15 protein-coding genes are annotated in these 18,774 nt (G+C 61.2%); 10 read left to right on the forward strand and 5 right to left on the reverse strand.

Annotated elements, in window-relative coordinates; translation table 11 throughout:
- The coding region (locus J3474_RS22110; protein ID WP_207093748.1) for a fumarylacetoacetate hydrolase family protein at positions 1-322 on the forward strand (322 nt) is incomplete at its 5' end.
- Between the two features lie 45 nt (positions 323-367).
- Here J3474_RS22110 and J3474_RS22115 read toward each other — a convergent pair.
- Positions 368-2,014, reverse strand: coding sequence for a carboxylesterase family protein (locus J3474_RS22115; RefSeq protein ID WP_308633021.1), 1,647 nt, complete (start codon positions 2,012-2,014; stop codon positions 368-370).
- An 81-nt stretch (positions 2,015-2,095) separates the two neighbouring features.
- Here J3474_RS22115 and J3474_RS22120 point away from each other — a divergent pair, with 81 nt between their 5' ends.
- Complete coding sequence (locus tag J3474_RS22120; RefSeq protein ID WP_242528582.1) at positions 2,096-3,673, forward strand: sulfatase-like hydrolase/transferase; 1,578 nt, start codon at positions 2,096-2,098, stop codon at positions 3,671-3,673.
- A 380-nt stretch (positions 3,674-4,053) separates the two neighbouring features.
- On the opposite strand, the gene J3474_RS22125 is transcribed toward J3474_RS22120, so the two are convergent.
- On the reverse strand, positions 4,054-6,321 hold the full coding sequence (locus J3474_RS22125; protein ID WP_242528583.1) for a TonB-dependent receptor: 2,268 nt from the start codon (positions 6,319-6,321) through the stop codon (positions 4,054-4,056).
- Between the two features lie 461 nt (positions 6,322-6,782).
- Here J3474_RS22125 and J3474_RS22130 point away from each other — a divergent pair, with 461 nt between their 5' ends.
- Positions 6,783-7,532 (forward strand): FadR/GntR family transcriptional regulator, encoded by a 750-nt coding sequence (locus tag J3474_RS22130; protein WP_242528584.1) that lies wholly within the window; start codon positions 6,783-6,785, stop codon positions 7,530-7,532.
- Between the two features lie 122 nt (positions 7,533-7,654).
- Here the strand turns inward: J3474_RS22130 and J3474_RS22135 are convergent, their stop codons facing one another.
- Positions 7,655-8,560, reverse strand: a complete 906-nt coding sequence (locus J3474_RS22135; RefSeq protein ID WP_207095663.1) for a LysR family transcriptional regulator — start codon at positions 8,558-8,560, stop codon at positions 7,655-7,657.
- Between the two features lie 315 nt (positions 8,561-8,875).
- Here J3474_RS22135 and J3474_RS22140 point away from each other — a divergent pair, with 315 nt between their 5' ends.
- From J3474_RS22140 to J3474_RS22170, 7 genes are all read left to right on the forward strand, one after another.
- Positions 8,876-11,185 carry a TonB-dependent receptor gene (locus tag J3474_RS22140; protein WP_207095664.1) on the forward strand — a complete coding sequence of 770 codons (2,310 nt, stop codon included), beginning with the start codon at positions 8,876-8,878 and terminating at the stop codon, positions 11,183-11,185.
- On the forward strand, positions 11,091-12,176 hold the full coding sequence (locus J3474_RS22145) for an MBL fold metallo-hydrolase (RefSeq protein ID WP_242528585.1): 1,086 nt from the start codon (positions 11,091-11,093) through the stop codon (positions 12,174-12,176). Before J3474_RS22140 ends, J3474_RS22145 begins: the two co-directional genes overlap by 95 nt.
- Before the next feature lie 242 nt (positions 12,177-12,418).
- Positions 12,419-12,682 (forward strand): hypothetical protein, encoded by a 264-nt coding sequence (locus J3474_RS22150; protein WP_041558292.1) that lies wholly within the window; start codon positions 12,419-12,421, stop codon positions 12,680-12,682.
- A gap of 2 nt (positions 12,683-12,684) precedes the next feature.
- Positions 12,685-13,125 (forward strand): periplasmic heavy metal sensor, encoded by a 441-nt coding sequence (locus J3474_RS22155; RefSeq protein WP_232512323.1) that lies wholly within the window; start codon positions 12,685-12,687, stop codon positions 13,123-13,125.
- A 36-nt stretch (positions 13,126-13,161) separates the two neighbouring features.
- Positions 13,162-13,719, forward strand: coding sequence for an RNA polymerase sigma factor (locus J3474_RS22160; protein WP_013836628.1), 558 nt, complete (start codon positions 13,162-13,164; stop codon positions 13,717-13,719).
- A gap of 25 nt (positions 13,720-13,744) precedes the next feature.
- Positions 13,745-15,493, forward strand: coding sequence for a copper resistance system multicopper oxidase (locus J3474_RS22165; protein WP_207095665.1), 1,749 nt, complete (start codon positions 13,745-13,747; stop codon positions 15,491-15,493).
- Positions 15,490-16,548 carry a copper resistance protein B gene (locus J3474_RS22170; RefSeq protein WP_242528586.1) on the forward strand — a complete coding sequence of 353 codons (1,059 nt, stop codon included), beginning with the start codon at positions 15,490-15,492 and terminating at the stop codon, positions 16,546-16,548. Before J3474_RS22165 ends, J3474_RS22170 begins: the two co-directional genes overlap by 4 nt.
- A 219-nt stretch (positions 16,549-16,767) precedes the next feature.
- Here J3474_RS22170 and J3474_RS22175 read toward each other — a convergent pair whose 3' ends face one another.
- The gene (locus J3474_RS22175) at positions 16,768-17,445 is read right to left on the reverse strand and encodes a TetR/AcrR family transcriptional regulator (RefSeq protein WP_207095666.1); all 678 of its coding nucleotides are present in this window, start codon (positions 17,443-17,445) and stop codon (positions 16,768-16,770) included.
- Positions 17,446-17,559: 114 nt separating this feature from the next.
- Positions 17,560-18,771: an MFS transporter gene (locus tag J3474_RS22180; protein ID WP_207095672.1), complete on the reverse strand. Its 1,212-nt coding sequence runs from the start codon at positions 18,769-18,771 to the stop codon at positions 17,560-17,562.
- Positions 18,772-18,774 lie beyond the last annotated feature (3 nt).

The raw sequence follows: 18,774 nt of genomic DNA on the forward strand, positions 1-18,774 counted from the left end.
ATGGAACGGCAAGGCCTTCGGTCACGCCAATGGCGCGGCGATGGACTTCGGCTTCCACGAACTGGTCGCCCATGCCGCGCGGACCCGCGACCTTGTCGCCGGGACCGTGATCGGCTCGGGAACGGTCTCGAACCCCAACTATGCCGAAGTGGGATCGAGCTGCATCTCCGAAGTGCGCGCCATCGAGATGATCGCCGGGGGCAAACCGTCGACCGCCTTCATGGGCTACGGCGACACCATCCGCATGGAAGCCCGCGCCAAAGACGGCCTCGCACCCTTCGGCGCCATCGACCAGCGCGTGGCCAAACCCGCCACGCGCTGATTACCTACGGTTCCCGAATATCACCGCCCTGGGAGGCAAGCGGCTTCAAGGGCGAGGAGCCTTGCCGCTCGTATCGAAGAAAAACAGTTGCTCTCTGGCCGGCCATGGCGCCGGGTGAAGATCGTCTGCGATCATCATGAGTTGGGGCGCGCTGGCATCGAACGAGGGGAACTCCGCACTCGGGACGTCCGGCGTCCCGGTGCGCGCAAAGGCGATCAGGGCATTGACCATCTTTTCGCTGATCCGCCGATCGTTGGCAGTCCAGTCGCGGGTGTGACGGAAGCGGTTGAAGCTATCGAGTGTGCCGAGCCAGAAAGGAACTTCCGAGGTATGATAGGCGCCTGCCTTGACCGGATCGAGGTCGGAGAATGTGACGCCTGCAGCAAAGGAATGGGGGTGGGCAAACTCGTAGGAATAAACCGGCGCGTGACCGTAGGTCTGCTGCAGCGCGGCCCATGAGAACATGCCCAGTGCGACGGTATTGTCCCGGTCCGCGAGGCGGGCCTGTGCTTTTGCCTCCGCGTCGTTCGCAGCCGGGAACAGCTCGAGAAACCTTTCCGCGCGATCGCCGTAGAGCGACTTTGCCTTGGCTCGATATTCGTCCAGCCCGCTTATGGGCCCCATGCCGCCAAGCGCCTCATCGCGCGTGAAGCCGACCAGCAATGGTACGTCAGCCTGTTCGCCGCTCCTGAAGATCTCGGGAATTGGCCCGGGAAGCACATATCCGTCTATCGCCGGGCCTGTGCTTGGGCCCCCCGGCACACGCGGCACGATAAGGCGATCGGCGGGCATCGCTCGCAGTTGCGACAGGCTGGTAGCTTTCCAGCCCGCTTCGAGTTTGCTCCCGGCAGTCTCGGCATCCGTCCGGGACGGCAAGGTGATTGCCCCTGCGATCATCGCGCCGCTCATGCCGACTGCGCGCTGGAACAGGCCCTTGGCCAGCGGGCTGGCCTGGAGCGCAAGCACGGACATCGATCCCGCCGACTGGCCGACGATCGTGATGTTGTCTGGATCGCCGCCGAATGCCGCAATGTTGCGCTTGATCCATCCGAGTGCGGCGATCTGGTCGAGAAGCCCGTAGTTACCCGAGGTGCCTTGCGGGGACTCGGCGCTGAGCTCCGGAAGGGCAAGGAAGCCCAGCGGTCCTACCCGGTAATTCAAATTGACGAAAACTGCGCCGTGCCGGGCGATGGTTTCTCCGTCGTAGATCGGAAAGCTTCCTGCCCCGGTATAGAACGCCCCGCCATGAATATAAACGATAACCGGGGCACGCCTGGTGCCCGGCCTGGCCCAGACATTGAGGTACAGACAGTCTTCGGACATTGTTTCCGCGCCGGCATATGAGTTCGCCGTTGCATCGCGCAGCGGTTGGAAGCACTGGGCCCCGAATTCCCTGGCTGACCGAATGTCAGACCACTCCGGAGCAGGTTGGGGTGCGCGCCAGCGTAAGTCACGGACTGGAGGTGCAGCATAGGGAATGCCCAGATACGCGCGAATGCCAGAGGGAAGAACCTTCCCGGACAGCGTGCCGCCCTGTGTATGGACGATGGCTGCAGACGGCGGAGCGTCGACAGTAGCGGCGGCCGAGGCGGCGGTGGGGCTCAAGAGTAGTCCTGCGACTATCTTGATGAGGTGTAGAGCGCGCATCGCTTCGATCTCCCGGTAAGCATTCGAACATTGTGAGGGCTGCATATTTCGTCGTTCGCGCTTGACTTTAGCGTGTCATCATCCAGATTGGCCAGACCAAAAATTCAGATCGGATTGGAAGAGTGTATGCCGTTCCGTAAGGTCGACCGTCGGTCGGTCATTCGCGATGGGATTGCCGGAATCACCGGAGCATCCGCGATGCTCCGCGCGCCCGGGGCGCTGGCCGAGGCGATGGGCCCGACCGCTGGTTCGCGCCCCAATCTGATTTTGTTCATGACGGACGAATGCCGTGCTGACGCACTTTCGAGCTATGGCAATCCTGTCTGCAAGACACCGAACTTCGACCTTCTTGCCCGACAGGGGACGCGATTTGCGGATTGTCACGTCCAGTACCCGGTATGCGGCGCTTCACGATGCAGCCTGTTGACCGGATTGCCGGTGGCGAACACCGGTCATCGCAGTTTGTATTACTTCATCCGGCCCGACGAACCGAACATGCTCCGGTATCTCAAGGAATCGGGATACGACACATATCTTATCGGCAAGAACGACGCCCTGGCGGAGGCAAGCTTCCCGTTGAGCCTGACGAACTGGCTGGATTTCCCGTGGCGAGGCGGGGGAGGCAATACGCGGTTCGATCTTGATGCGCCGAATACGATGCTGGTCGATGCCAAGCCCGATCCACGGCAGACCAATGATTACAAGTTGCTGCAATCGGCTATCCAGATACTCGAGCGGCGTCAGCAGGATCGGCCATTCTGCATTTTCCTGGCAATCGGCTCGCCGCATCCGCCCTATTTTGCACCACAGGGCTTTGCAGACATGTACAAGCCGGATGATCTGCCCGATTTGGCGCCTCCGGGCTTGTCGAAGAAGCCGATCTTTCATGAGGTCGTACGGAAAGGGTATCACCTCGATGAGGTCGGTGACGCCGTGTTCCGGCAAGTGCGTGCCACTTATTACGGACAGGTGAGCTATGCCGATTGGCTGCTCGGTCAGCTGATGGAAGCATTGGAAAGGACAGGGCGTTCGCGTGACACCGTTCTGGTCGCGAGTTCTGACCATGGTGATTATGCCGGCGATTATGGAATGGTCGAAAAATGGCCGGGCGGCCTGGAGAGCTGCCTGACGCGGGTTCCATTGGTGATCCGTATGCCGGGGGGCGCTGAGGGCCATGTCGTTCCAGAAATGACCGAACTCTACGATATCATGCCGACTTTCCTTGATCTCGGCGCAGTGAGGCCCAAGCAAGCGATCTTTGCGCATAGCCTGTTGCCGCAACTAGGCGGCGCAAAGGGCGATCCTGAACGAGCCGCTTACACCGAATCTGGCTACGATACATTCGAACCGCAAGCATTCGAACCTCGGATGAAAGGGCCGCCGAACATCTACACGGCCAAGCACGAAATTCAGAACGATTTCCCGCAGACAGTTACGCGCGCGGCGGCAATCACCACTCCGGCCTACAAGCTTGTTTCCCGTCCGAATGGGCAGTCTGAGCTTTACGATCGCAAGAAGGATCCTGCCGAACTCTTCAACCTGATCGACGATCGCCGGTATGCCCGCACCCGAGAAGCTCTCACGCACAAGTTGCTGGACCGGTATATCTCGACGACCGGCGTGCCTCCGGTGGAACGGGACTCACGCGAGGTGCCTCCCGATCCACCGATGCCGCAATTCGACAACGCAGCTTCGGTGGAATGACAGGTCCGCAGTTCGCGCTCCAGCATGGCATCCGTATCGCTGGATTATCGCTGGATTTGGTCTGGCGATTTGCCGATCATTGAGCGTCGATCGCAGCAACTTCATTTGATGCATCACTCGGGGCGCGTGCGATGTAATTGCTGAATGCGCGCCGGCCCAGCATTGCGCAATGGTTGGATTGCAATCGCCCTGTGCCGCCTTGCCGGGTTCGAAAATCCCAGCACATTTCAATCCTCACACGCTTCCTGAGCCATTCAGAGTTCCGGCATGCGCTCTGCGCCGGGAAGGCGGACCTGACATCATGGCTGATTCAAAATAAAAGGGGCCGACGCGGTAGTGCGCCGGCCCCCTGGGCATATCTCGAATGTCGAAGAAAGGCGTCAGCGATCCCCACCAAAACCGAAGCGCAGCTTCAGCCCGACATAGCGGCCGTAATTGCGGGGCACCTGCTGCACGATCGCCGTTCCAGTGTAGCCATTGTCCGAGTAGTCGGTGAGCACTGCGGCATAGGACTTGTCGAACAGGTTGTTGACGAACAGCGAGACTTCCCAGTTGCGGTTCTCGGTCTCGCGCAGGCCGATGGTGGCGTTGGCGATGCCGTATGCTTTCTGTTCGGTAAGCGGATTACCGTCGAGCGCGAAGTTCACATCGTCCTGCCAGACGTAGTTGGCCGACGTGAAAATGCTGATCGGCGAGCTGCCGAGCGGCGTTTCGAAGTTGCCGCCGATGTTGTACTTGAACTTTGGCGAGTTGGCCAAGTTGGCGCCGGCAAGGTTCTGCGAACCGCCGACGCAGCCTTGTGCCGCCGTCTGGCCCGGATAGCAGGTTGCGTTCGGGAACTGGCGGATTTTTGCATCGACATAGGCTGCCGAGGCGAAAAGCGAGAGGCCGTTGACGGGACGCAGCGTACCTTCGAACTCGATGCCCTTCGTGCGCAGCTTGCCGACATTGCGAAGCACCGGCTGGATCGCGCCTCCGACAAATTCGACGTTCTGGGCCTGGAAATCGTCATAATCGGTCCAGAAGCCGGTGAGCCCGAACGAACCGCGATTATCCCAGAAGCGGCCCTTCACACCGACCTCGTAAGCAACCGAATTCTCCGGCTTGACGAGATTATCGATGCGCGACTGATTGAATCCCGAAGAGATATCGTAGGCCTGGCCCTTGTAGCCGGTCGCAATCGACGCATAGGTCATCACTTCGTCGGTTATGAAGTGCTGCAGGGACGCCTTGCCAGTGAGAGCTGTATCCTTGGCTTGGCCCTGATAGATGATCGGGGTGGCCGGGATGTTATCGCGGTAGAACACGCCAACCTTCTCATTGTTGATGCGTCCGCCAACGGTGAGCTTGGTCTTCTCCGACAGATCGTAGCCGAGCTGCGCAAAGGCCGCGAGGGTCCGCGTTGAAGCGGTCGAGTCCCAATTGCGGCGCAGGAACGTCAAGAATGCAGCCGTATCGCGGGCGAACTGGCGATCCGTCTCGCCGTCTGCGTAGTAGAGACCGACAAGATAATCGAACGGACCGGTGTCGGCCGAAGTCAGGCGGAGTTCCTGTGCGAACTGCTTCGCATGGTAAGGGCCGCCCTGACGAATGACGAACGACGGAGTGAAGTCGAAGTCGGACGAGGTGTCCAGCTTCCAGTCCTGGTAACTGCTGACCGAAGTCAACGAAGCAAAACCGAGATCGAGGCCGATCTTGGCCGACGCCATCCACTGCTCCGTGTTCGAGAGCTGGTCGTCGTTGACCGTGACTTCGGTGTTGGCGATGCCGGGGACCACCCCACCCAGGTTGATCGGACGACCGTTCTGAAGCGTGCCGGGAGCGACGTAGTAGTAGGTTGGCTGATTGCCGGTGGATTTTGTGTTGCTGTAGTCACCGATCAACTGGACCGAGAGAATGCCGCTGTCGTACTTGACCTTGCCCCGTACACCGTAGCTTTCTTCGCCATTGAGCCAAGTGTCGTTCGTCAGGTTGCGGATGTAGCCCTTGCGGTCGCCGTAGAAGGCGTTGATGCGAAAGCCTGCGCTGTCGCCAATGGGACCCGACAGGTTGCCGTTTACGCGAACTTCGTTGTCATCGGTCATCAGGCCTTCGACGAAGCCGCTGAGGTTGTTCGTCGGATCCTTGGTCACGATGTTGATCACGCCTGCCGAGGCGTTCTTGCCGAACAGCGAATCCTGCGGACCGCGCAGCACTTCGATGCGGGCGATGTCGTTGAGTTTGCCGAACGCCTGACCCTGCTGGAGCAGAGCGACATCATCCACGACAATCGAAACCGACGGCTCGACGCTGGTCGAGAACGAGAGAGTGCCGATGCCGCGAAGCGATACGGTCGAGGACGCGGAGTTGCCCGCGCTCGCCACTGTGACCGACGGGGCGACATTGGTGATGTCGGTGAAGTCCTTGACCTGTGCCGCGTCGAGCGTCTTTTCGCTGATCGCAGAGACCGCGGCCGGGACTTGGAGAATATCCTGTGAGCGCTTTTGCGCTGTAACGATGATGACGCCGGCGTCCTGTCCGGCATCGGCTGCGTCAGGCGAACCAGCGTCCTGAGCCTGAGCAGGCGCGGCGACCAGTAGCCCGGCAAGCGTGCCGGCCACGATGGCGCGACGTCCAGCGGTCGCGCTGAAAATTGCAGAATGCCTCACGAAGTCTTCTCCCTACGAACCTTGAAGCGGTCAACTGGCCGATTAGCGCATTTTGGTAAGACCAGTCAAGCCGGTAGCTTTGCTATGGGCTCGGAAATGACGTGATTGTAACTTCAAGATGCGTGCTCCCTTGTCCTCCTGTAGCTTGCCGTCGGCTACAAGAAGGAAAAGCCGGGCAGGATCTGATGAGTTCACGATTCGACTAGTCGTCGATCGCGGGCCGCGATCCCGGTCTGGCCCAGGATTGCGGAGCGAGCCCCCACCTGCGGCTGCCGATCGATGCAAGAATGGCGATATTTGGCAAGTGCGTGACCTAACGGCGAGCGCAGTGCGCGGTGATTGCGCTGGCTTTATATTTTTGTATGGCTCGCTGGCGAATCCCGGGGCGGATTTCTATGTTAGATTGACCTCGCCCTATTGGTCTGGCAATCATGCTAATTGGTAAGGGATATGGAAGCGCGATGGCTGAGGGTATGAAGGAACGGCTCTATCAGGATCTTGCGCGCGAACTGCTCGTTGACCTGGTAGAAGGCAAATACCGCGTCGGCGACCGTCTGCCAGCCGAGCGAGAGCTGTCTGCGCTTCACAACGTAAGCCGGCCCACGGTGCGCGAAGCAATCATTGCACTGGAAGTTCAGGGCCTTGTCGAAGTGCGCGTCGGCTCGGGCGCCTATGTAGTCCGGTTACCGGGCGACGAGGAGAAGCCTGGCTTCAACATCTCCGCCTTCGAACTCACCGAGGCGCGCCTGTTGGTCGAGTCCGAATGCGCCGCGCTCGCAGCCGCGCAGATCACGGATGAGGAACTGGCCGGCCTGGAAAGGCTGGTCGAGGAAATCGCGCAGGAAAACCTGGACCCCAAGGGCACCGAAAGAGCTGATCGCCAGTTCCACGTCACACTCGCAGCAGCAACCCGCAACGCTGCACTGATAGAGATCGTGGAGCGCCTGTGGAATTTGCGGGCCACGTCGCCCGAAGCCTCCTTGCTTCACGAAAAGGCCCGCAGTGCCAACATAAAGCCCGTCGTGGATGAACACACCGCGGTCCTCGATGCCCTGCGTGCCCGGGATCCTCGCGCTGCCCGCGCGGCGATGCGTGCGCACCTGACCACTGTTCTCGACAGCCTGCTTTTCGCCACCGAAGAACGTGCGGTGGAGGAGGCCCGGCGCGCGGTCGCTGCCAAGCGTGAGCGCTATGCGCGGGCGACATCGTGATAATGCTTGCGACATGACATTGCGCTGAGCCACGCGATCGGTTTCGCTTCGTCAGGGGGAAGTGCCGATAAAGGCCAGGCATCATCGCGGCCCGCTCTGCCCAGCTTTCCGTCGGTGCTCGATCAGCTTTCCTGCGCTTTCTCCTGAAGTCTGGACAGGAGCCACTGAAGCCCGGCGTCCCGATCTCTGGTTGAGTGAAACTGCGCCATCTCTTCCATCGTTGACATGGGGAACGGTAGCGGCGCGATAGCCAAGGGCAGGTGCCGGGCGAATTTCTGCGCAAGGCGTTCCTGCAATACGGCCACCCGGCTGGAATTCGGCAGGATCCAGGGAACGGCAGCGAAGGTCGGCGCGATTACCTCGATTCGTCGCTGCAGCCCAAGCGCCCGCATCTGCTCCTCTGCGAACGGCACTGTCCGGTTCGGCCCAAATTCCACGCAGACTTGCGGTGCAGCAAGAAAGTCTTCCAGCTTCACTTCCTTCGAGAATATCGGATTTTCATTCCAGCCCACGAGGACGTGCTGCTCTTCGAAGATGGCGATGGCCGGGTGTTCGGGGGTTACAAAGTGGCGGGGCGTCAGAAGTAGATCCACTTCTGCTCGCTCGAGCTGCTTGATTACATTGGGCTCCAATGGATTGGCCTGGATCCTGATGTTTGGAGCCTCGGCCTGCAAGGATGCGATGAACGATGCCAGCAGGGTGGTGAAGATATAGTCCGATCCCATCACGACAAACTTCCGGTCCGAAGTGGCAGGATCGAAGCTGGCCGAGGTGGCAATCAAACGCTCCGCATCTGCCAGGACCTCGCGGACAAGGGGCCTTATGCTCAAGGCATGAGCAGTGGGAAACATGGTTCTTCCGCGCTGCTGCAGCAATTCATCGTTGAAGTACTCCCTTAACTTGGCAAGCGCCGCACTTGTCGCGGGCTGGCTAAGGTTAAGGCGCCTGGAGGCGGCGGTTACGCTGCGTTCGGCCAGGAGAGTCTCAAGAACAAGCAGAAGATTGAGGTCGAGCCCCTTGAAGCGCATAACGTTCCTATCCGATTTTCAAATGAGATATCATAGAAAAAAGCAATTTTGCAAATTGATTGCTTGGTGCGAATGACCAGCAGGCAAGTGAACGAGTCGAAGAACGGTACAGGAGGGGGATAAGGTGGGGAGCGCATGCCTGTTGGGAATCGCCCCGAAGTCCATGACCTGATCAGTCTCGACCGCCCGCAAATCGCGCCGGTCCGCCGCAGATGGCAACGGCGCCTTCTCAAATCCATGCATCGAATCTGGCCAAGGAGACCTGCTTCTCCGGCGGCATAGTTGAAAAAACAAACTGATAATGGGGAGTGACAAATGCTCAAGATCACAATCGGAACATTGCTGGCCGGGGTTGCCCTGGCTCCGCACCTGGTGCTGGCTCAAACCGCCGAAGCTCAAGTGGCAGAGCAATCGGCTGGCAATGAAGGTGGTCTCGAGGAGATCATCGTTACCGCTCAACGCCGGGAAGAGACCCTGCAGAAAGTGGCGGTGGCGGTGAGCGCCGTTACCGGCGACCAGCTTGTAAAGTCGGGCATTACCGAAACGTCAAACCTCGGCAAGTTGGTGCCGGCGCTGGTTGTCCAGCCTACGGGCGGAACGACAAGTTTCTTCCTTCGCGGCGTCGGCACGAATTCGCAGAACAGTTTTTCTGAGAATGCAATCGCCTTTAATTTCAACGGCGTCTATGTCGGCCGTCCGACTGCGCCCGCCGGGGTTTTCTATGATCTCGAGCGCGTCGAAGTGGTGAAGGGACCGCAGGGCACGCTATATGGCCGCAACGCCACAGGCGGCGCGATCAATGTCCTTCCCAAGAAGCCGCAATTGGGCACGCTGGGCTTCGAAGGGCTGGTGGAATACGGAAACTACGACAGCAAGAAGGGGTTCGCGGCGGTCAATCTGCCGTTCGGCGAAACGGTAGCGCTCCGGGTTGCAGGCCAGATCGTCGACCGCGACGGCTACCTTTCCGATGGCTACGACGACGACAAAGGCGAGGCAGGGCGTGCATCGCTGCTGATCAAGCCTTCGGATCAATGGTCAATCACTTTCGTCGGCGATTACTACAACCAGCATGGCAAGGGTTCAGGTGCGGTCCTTTTGCCCAATCCGGATTTTGCGGTTCCCCCTGTCGATGATCGCATTGGGCTGTCGGATCCTCTGGCAATCGCCGCCATCAATGGTTTTGCCGATACGCGTTTTGCGCCGCCCTTCTGCGTCGGGGGTTTCATCGCCAGTGGCTGCATCGAGAACGCCAAGGGTGATGGTTATCTCAACAACAAGTTCTATGGGCTGAGCGCGCAGGTCGAAGGAGACATGGGCTTCGGCAAGCTGACAATCATTCCAGCCTGGCGCCGTTCCGAAGCCGATTTCCGTACATATCTTCCCGGGTTCCTCGGCGAGATCCAGGACAATGCCGACCAGATGTCGCTGGAAGCGCGTCTGACTTCGTCAGCGCAGGGCAGATTGCGCTACGTTGCCGGCGCATTCTTCTATAATGAAGAGCAGGAGACGCTGAACTACTTCCGCCAGGGTCGCCTTTCCACGACCCGCTTTTCGCCGCGCCTCAAGACGCAGAGCATCGCTGCCTTCGGCCAGCTGACCTTCGATCTCAGCTATGCTTTCCGCGTAGTTGCGGGCGGGCGCTATACCCATGAGGAAAAGTCACAGCTCACCGCATCGGTATCGGGCGGGCTTCCCGGCCCGATCGATCCGCCGCTTGGCGCGCCGTTTACCGGTAGCCTGACCTTCAACAAGTTCACCTGGAAGGCAGGCGTCGAATTTGACGCAGGTCCGGCATCGCTGCTGTATGCAAATGTTGCCACTGGCTTCAAGTCGGGCGGGTTCTACGTTGCTTCGCCGCCGAATAACGTTTTCGCTCCCGAAACGCTGACCGCTTACACCATTGGCTCGAAGAACCGTTTCTTCGGTAACAAGGTGCAGCTCAACGTGGAAGCGTTCTACTGGGACTACAAGGACCAGCAAGTGACCTTCGTGGGCGGCGTGAAAACGGGTGACGGCCTCTTCGCTCAAGGCTCTCTCACCACCAACGCGGGACAGTCGCGCATATATGGCGCCGAAGTCGAGATGCGCTTTGCGCCTACGCGCCACGATCAGTTCAGCGCCAACGTCCAGTATCTCAACGGCAAATACAACAGTCTGCAGACGGCTAACTTCTCGCCAACCGGCGCGCCCGTTTCGACGGGATGCACGGTCACCGGTACGCGGCTGGCGAACCCCGGGGTGAACGGGGCGCGGTTCTTCGACATCGATTGCTCGGGCAAGCCAACCGTCAATTCGCCGCGCTGGTCGGCCAATGTCGGATACGAGCATACATTCGATCTGGGCGGTGACATGGAACTTATTGCCGGCCTGCGGTCCAACATCGAGAGCAGCCGATTCCTGAATGCGAATTTCCGCGACGTGGAAAAGCAGGGCGCGTTCATGATGTCCGACGCATACCTCACGCTCGAAGGGCCGGAAGGCCGCTGGACCGTCACCGCGTTCATCAACAACATCGAAGATGAAGAAGTTCTTGCTCGCGCAGGTTCACGCCCGATCCTTGACTTCCCGATCGGAACTCTTCGTCCGCCGCGCACTTACGGCGCTCGCTTGGGCTTCAAGCTTTAAGGGATTGGATGTGATGATGAAGGTATCGCTGCGTGCGCTGGCGCCACTGGCATTTCTTGCGCTGGCACACACGGGGGAAGCGGCCACTGTAACTCCGGGAGCCACCAGCTTCATCACCTTGGGGACGATGGGTGGTCCGGTACCGGATGGACAGCGTTCCCAACCCGCGAATGCCATCGTACGCGGTGACCGGGTCTATCTCGTCGATGCCGGGGATGGCGCGACAGAACAGCTGGCGCGGGCAGGAATGAACCTGCCCGCGGTTCGCGCAGTCTTTATCAGTCATCTCCATATCGATCATGTCGGTGGCCTGGCCGCTGTGATCGGCTTGAGGCTTCAGACCGAAACCGGCGGAGTGCTGCAGATCTATGGCCCGCCCGGAACGCGGGAATTCGTCGGCGGCATTGTGGCTTCGCTGCAGCCGTCGGCAAAGGCTGGCTATGGCCTTCCCGGACGAGTCTGGGCACCGCCGGCCAATACCGTGAATGTTACCGAATTGCGGGATGGTGAGATGATCACTTTCGATGACATGACCGTGAAGGTCGTTCAGAACACGCATTATGATTTTGCACCGGGGAGTTCGGACGAGCGGAACTACAAATCCTATTCCTATCGCTTCGACATGCCGGGCAAGTCTATCCTCTACACCGGCGATACCGGTCCCAGCGAAGCGGTCGAGAAGCTCGCAGCCGGAGTTGACCTGCTTGTCAGCGAGATGATCGACATGGATTCGACGCTGGCGCGCATGGCCAAGGTTGCCCCCGATATGCCAGCGAGCATCAAAGAAAACATGGTGCGGCATCTTACCACGCATCACCTGACGCCGCAGGAAGTCGGCCGGCTTGCCGCCAGGGCGCACGCCAAGGCGCTCGTCGTGACCCATTTCGCCGGGGGCCTTTCGGGACCTGAGCAGGTTGGAAGGAATGTGGAAGCGGTCAAAAAGGAATATGCCGGACCGGTTACCATAGCCAATGATCTGGACCGCTTCTGAGGTCCGACCGGACTGCGACAGGCAACCGCCAGGTGCACCTTCGATCGTTGCATGGCCGCGCGCCAGCATGCGCGCGGCACACTGCCATATGTGCCTTGCCGAAAGCCTGAAGCGCCCCGGCAGCTTCATGGCCGCGATGCCCGCACGATTGGCCCTCACGATTGCATTCGCCATGAACATGAGGGATGGGTGAAGGGGCTGCGTATAGCTCGGCAAGCAGAAGTATTTCAGGATATCACGCCATGGACGATGTTGACCGGTTCATAGCCCAATTGCGCGATGAACCCGTGCCTGCCGGACTTGGCGCTATCGAGGGCCCGGTCATGGCCGGGCTGTTCGCAGCGCGCGAGCGGTTGGTGGCTCGCCGCGGCATCGTGCTCGCCTGTGCGGTTGCGGGGGTGATCGGGTTGTGGGGCGGGCTTGCATTGCCGGGCGCGCCTTCCGTGCACGAAGATCCGCTGCTTGGCCTGCCCGCGGCCGCGCCTTCGCACTTGCTGGTTTCCTGATCGTGGCAGGTCTGCGCGGCTACGTTCTGGCATTTGTCCTCGCATTCCTCGCTGCGCTGGTTGCCCTCATGATCGGGCAGAAGCTGCGGGCGGGCGACAATCACGAGAGCCGGCTGCATGCCGTGCTTCATGAGGAACTCGATCTCGATAAGGCGCAGGAAGCGCAGATTGATCGGCTCGAGAGCGAATTTGCTGAAAGACGCAAGCTGCTCGACGGGCGTCTGCGGCAGGCCAACGCGCAACTGGCACAGGCGATAGAGCGCGAGCATACGTATGGTCCGGCAGTGGAGAGGGCAGTCGACCAGTCGCACATGGCCATGGGCGAATTGCAGAAGGCGACGCTTCGGCACGTCTTTTCCATGCGCGCTGTGCTCCGGCCAGATCAGGCCAGGCGTTTCGATTCCGCTGTTGCCCATGCCCTGACCACGCCGCCAGAGGAATGATCCGGCGTGTCCGGGCAAGGGCGGCAAACCGGTAGAATGGCGGTCGGGGATGGCGACGACGCATCGGCGGCGGTCGCCGCGCTTGCCGGTCGCCAGTCGGGCTTCGATACCCTCATGAAGCGGCACCGCGAGGCGGTATTCCGCTTCGTGCGCGGCCTGACCGGTAATGAAAGCGATGCGCTCGACATTACGCAGGAATGCTTTGTCGCTGCGTTCCTTGCCCTTGGCCGCTATGACCGCACGCGCCCGTTTCGTGCATGGATCCTGCGCATCGCGCGCAACAAGTGCCATGACTGGGCCCGTCGGCGAACGGTTCGCCGCTTCTTTTCCTTTGCCGTGCCGCTCGACGACGCGTCCGATATTGCCGACCCCGAGGAGAACCCGGAAGAGGCTCTTTCATCACGTCGGGGGGTGGAGAGAATCCACGAGGCGATTGCCAGCTTGCCGGCCAGCCTCAAGGAACCGCTGCTGCTCTGTTCTCTGGAAGACATGACGCAGGATGAGGCTGCCGAAGTTCTAGGCATCAGCCGCAAGGCGGTGGAAACCCGCATTTACCGAGCCCGCCAGAAATTGTCGCACTTGCTTGAGGGGTAAGCGCCGGATCTGCGTATTATCGGCGATGACTGCTCTTGATCCCTTCAACCGTCGCCGTTTTCTCGCCCTGTCCGGTATGCTTGCCGGGGGGCTCGGGCTTTCCGCAGTGACTCCCGCCTGGGCACGCAGCGGTACGCCGGGTACGGCAGGTTTCGGTACGCTCTCGGGCGATTCCATTGCGCTGCAGATCGGCGAGAGCCATTTTGCGACGGGCGGCCGCTCGGCCCATGCGATTACCGTCAACGGTACCCTGCCCGCACCGCTCCTGCGGCTTCGCGAAGGCCAGACCGTGCGTCTTGCCGTGACCAATACCTTGCGCGAACAAAGTTCGATCCACTGGCACGGCCTGTTGCTTCCCTTCCAGATGGATGGCGTGCCCGGCGTCAGCTTCCCCGGCATCGATCCCGGCGAGACCTTCGTCTACGAGTTCCCGATCGTCCATTCCGGTACGTTCTGGTACCATAGTCATTCCGGGATGCAGGAAGCGGTCGGGCTTTATGGCCCTATCGTCATCGACCCGGCCGGTCCCGATCCGATCGGCTATGACCGCGAGCACGTCCTGGTTCTGTCGGACTGGAGCTCGATGCATCCGCATGAGCAGCTGCGTCGTCTCAAGATGATGGGCGGCTACTTCAACCGCCAGAAGCAGACTCTTGCGGGGTTGCTGGCCGGCAAGGACCAGAGCCTTGCCGAGCGTCTGGAATGGGCGCAGATGCGAATGGATGCGACCGACATCTCGGACGTTACCGGCTCTACCTACAGTTTCCTGATCAATGGCCATGGTACGCCGGAAAACTGGACGGGCTTGTTCAAACCCGGCGAAAAGGTCCGGCTGCGGGTGATCAATGCCTCGGCCATGACCAACTTCAACTTTCGCGTCCCGGGCCTTGCGCTCAAGGTCGTCGCGGCCGATGGCAACCATGTCCAGCCCATCGAAACCGACGAAGTGCAGATTGCGATTGCCGAGACGTACGACTTCATCGTCGAGCCGGGCGAGGCGGAGAGTTACGCGGTCGTCGCCGAGGCCATCGACCGTTCCGGGCTCGTACGCGCCTCATTGGCGCAGCGGCCCGGGCTGGTGGCGCCGGTTCCTCCACTGCGCGAGAGGCCGCTTCTTACCATGCGCGACATGGGCATGGACATGTCCGGGATGGACATGGGCGAGGGCGGCGTGATCGACCTCAGCAAGCCTGCCAACGAATCGATGGACGGACACTCCATGTCGATGCGCGATCCCTCGGTTGCGCCCGGCGTGAAGATGGGGCCGGGGGTGGCCACGCTTTCGCCGATGCCGGTCGACCGGCTTGCGGACCGGCCGACCGGGCTCGAAGACGTCGACCACCGCGTTCTGACTTATGCGGACCTGCGCGCGCTCGATCCCAATCCCGATCCGCGTACACCGAGCCGCGAGATTGACGTCCATCTTACGGCAAACATGGAACGCTACATGTGGTCGATGGACGGCGAGGCGCTTTCGGAAGGTCCTGACCCAATTCCGTTCCGGCTCAATGAACGGGTTCGCGTTAACCTCATCAATGATACGATGATGCCGCATCCGATCCACCTGCACGGTCACTTTTTCGAACTGGTCAGCGGTGAGCCCGGGCACCGGGTGCGCAAACATACCGTCAATGTGCTGCCGGGCGGGAAGGCGTCGTTCGATTTGACGGCGGACGGGGAGGGCGACTGGGCCTTCCACTGCCACATGTTGCTGCACATGCATTCCGGGATGATGCGCATCGTCACGGTCCGTGACGAGGGAGCGGACGCATGATCGCCCGTTTTTCAGTTCGCGCAGCTTCGGCATCGCTGCTCGTCATGGCCATGCTCGTGCCGGACGTGGCTGCTTCGCAGGAGCAGGACGCCCCCATGGACCACTCGCAGATGGATCATGGGAGCATGGATCATTCCATGCATGGTTCCATGGACGATCAGAACGGCATGGATATGCCGATGGACGACAGCGAGGCCATGCCCGCTGGCGACCACACTATGCATGATGGGCAGGACATGCCGATGGACATGTCCAGCGGCGAGGATCATTCGGCCCATGCCGGTCATGTCATGTCCGCCCCGCAAGTCGCCGATCAGCCGGGCAAGGCGCCTCCTCCTGCGGTGCCGACCGATCACTCCGCGGATCGCTTTTTCCCGCAGGACCGAATGCAGTCGGCGCGCGATGCGCTGTTGAAACATTCCGCCTTCTCCACGCTCGCGCTTCAGGTTGATCGTCTCGAATATCGCATGAAGGACGGCAAGGACGGTTACGGCTGGGAAGGGGAAGCCTGGTATGGCGGCGACATTGACCGGTTTGTCGTCGCCAGCGAAGGGGAGGGCACCTTCGGGGAAGCAGCCGAGCGGATCGAGGTTGCGGCCTATTGGCGTCATGCTCTCGATCCCTGGTTCAACCTGCAGGTAGGCGCACGGCAGGATTTCCGTCCCGATCCACAGCGCACTTACGCGTTGCTCGGCATTCAGGGGCTGGCACCGTACTGGTTCGAAGTCGAGGGACAGTTGCTCGTTTCCAACAAGGGCGACGTCCACGCCAGGGGCAAGGCTTCCTATGACCAGCGGCTGACCCAGGTGCTGGTGCTCGAGCCTGAAGCAGAATTCGACGTTGCGTTTCAGGACGTGCCGGAAATCGGCGTCGGGGCCGGTTTCGAACGGGTCGAGGTGGGCGCGCGGCTGCGCTACGATGCCAACCGTTCGCTCGCGCCGTACATCGGGGTGAACTGGGAACGCAAGCTGGGCAAGACGGCGCGCCTGTCGCGCGCGGCGGGCGAGGGCGCCTCGGATGTTTCGGCTGTGGTCGGAATACGCGCCATGTTCTGAGCGGCTACGGCTTCGACCAGCTTAACGGAGACGCCGCCGTAGTTGCGGGCCCCGACCAGAAGAAGAACTGCACCGCGTAGTTCGACTTCGGCATGAACATCTGGGGCGAAGCGAGCGCCAAGGCACAGGGGACCTTCAAGGTGGCCGTCCGCCTGACCGGTGACAAGGAAAGCTTCAGCGCTGCTTCGCGTCACGCGCCTTGTCTGTGGTGGACGGTTTTCAGATCCTGGCAGTGAGGTAAGCGAGGCACATGTTGCCGAGTTCGGTTTTGAGCTCGTTCCAGTCCTGCTGGTGCACGGCTTCGCCTGTGGATCCGAGGCTGAGTTGCCTTGCGAGCGTGGCGAAGATGATCTGGTAGGCGGCGTTGGCCTTTTTCTGGCAGTCGTTGCCGCTGAACTCGGCGCGATATTCGAGCATGGCCTCGACGCAGATTGCTGCGGCGCGGTTGGCGCTGGCGCGGCCCGGTTCGGAGACGAGGGGGTCGAAGGAGGCGCGCTGCATGCTCAGGCGCAGGAGCGGGGCATGTTTCTTGAGCAGTTCGGCAAAGGCCTCGACGAACCGGGGCACGAAAGTGGTGAGCGAGGTGGCGCCGGCGCGCACCTTCTCGATCATCGCGTCCTCGTCGAGCGCCATCTTGGCCAGGTGGTTGCCGATGACGGCGCGCACGAGGTTCTCCTTGCTCTCGAAGCGCAGGTAGATCGACCCGATCGAGACGTTGCCGCTCTGGCTGACGTCCTGGAGGGTGAAGTCCTCGCTGCCGCGCGCGAGCATGAGCTTTTCGGCGGCGACGAGCATGCGCTCCAGGGAGGCCTTGCTGCGGCCCTGGAGCGGCGTCTTGCTGACCGTATCGACGCTCAGCGTGGCCCCGGCATCCCTTGCTTTTGTTTTTCTTGGCATAGGTTTCATCTGGAGCCCGTTTGAAAAGGAAACGTCAATTCTATTTAATCGTCCCGCCCCGGTCGCTGGGTCATCACGGGCCCTGCAGGAAGGGCCCGTCCACGAGGATAAGGCTCAGGCAGGCTCGGGGCGGCGGGCAAGGCCGGTGACGAGCAGCGCGAGAATGCCGACCATCACGGCCAGCGCCAGGCCTCCGGCAAGCAGGAAGGCCCCCTGCATCGTGCCGGCGGCGAGGTTGAACTTGTGCACGAACCAGGGCGAGGCGAACTGGCCGAAGAAGAAGGCGCCGGTCCAGATGCCCATGCCGGTGCCGCGGTGCTCGAAGGGAAAGCGGGTCTGGGCCCAGGCGATGAGCGTGGGAATGGTCATGCCCGCACCGGTCTGCTGGATGGCCAGGCCCACGACCATCTCGGTGGGCGTGCGCGCAAGGCCGATGATGGTCAGGCCCGAGCCGAGAATGAACAGGAAAGTGCCCAGCTGCACGGCATTGGCGCGCGAGGCGAGGACGCGGAAGATCACCGCGCCGAGCATGACGAAGAGGCTGGGCAGGAAGGTGATCTTGCTGACCGCGGCCGGGTCGTTCACGCCGACCTCGCCAAAGGCGATGCTGCCGTTGACGATGAAGACGTAGTAGAGCGCGGCCGAGAAGAAGGTCATCGCCGCCACGGCCAGGGCATGGCCAAGCGGGAAGGGGCGGCGCGGCTCGCCGGCGAGGGGCCGGGCCGTCTCGCCGGCGTCCTGGCCTGCGCGCCTGGGCTCGTAGAGGCAGGCGAGCATCGCGAAGTAGATCGGGAAGGCGACGAGATAGACCAGGAAGCCGCCGTTCCAGCGCACCGAGGCGACAAGGCCGGACATGAGGATGACGCCCGAGGCGAGGAAGGGCCCGGCGAGGCCTTGCAGGAAAAGCCAGTTGTGGCGGCCTTGCTCGTCCCAGTAGTCGGCGATGAGGGTGTTGACGATGGTGAGGATGCCCGCCTCGCACACGCCCAGCGCCAGGCGCGAGGCGAAGATGTGGTCGAGATCGTCGAGAAAGAACGGGGCCGTGCCGAACACGCCGTAGAAGAACGTGCACAGAAGCAGCAGCCGGCGCCGTCCGAAGCGGTCGACGAAGAAGCCGGCAAAGGGCGCAAGGATGGCAATGGTCAGGCCCGGAGCGGTGACCATCAGCGGGACCTTGGTGGCGGCATCGGGATCGGTACGGAAATGCTGGATCATCGCTGCGACGATCGGGAACATCGAGACGATCGCGAAGATCGGCAGGAAGCCGGCAGCGACTAGGGTGATTCCCTGGGGCTTCATCGTGAGATTGCTGAAAAAGCGGCGTATCGG

The organism is Novosphingobium sp. PY1 (genome assembly GCF_017312445.1).
Classification (GTDB): Bacteria; Pseudomonadota; Alphaproteobacteria; order Sphingomonadales; family Sphingomonadaceae; genus Novosphingobium.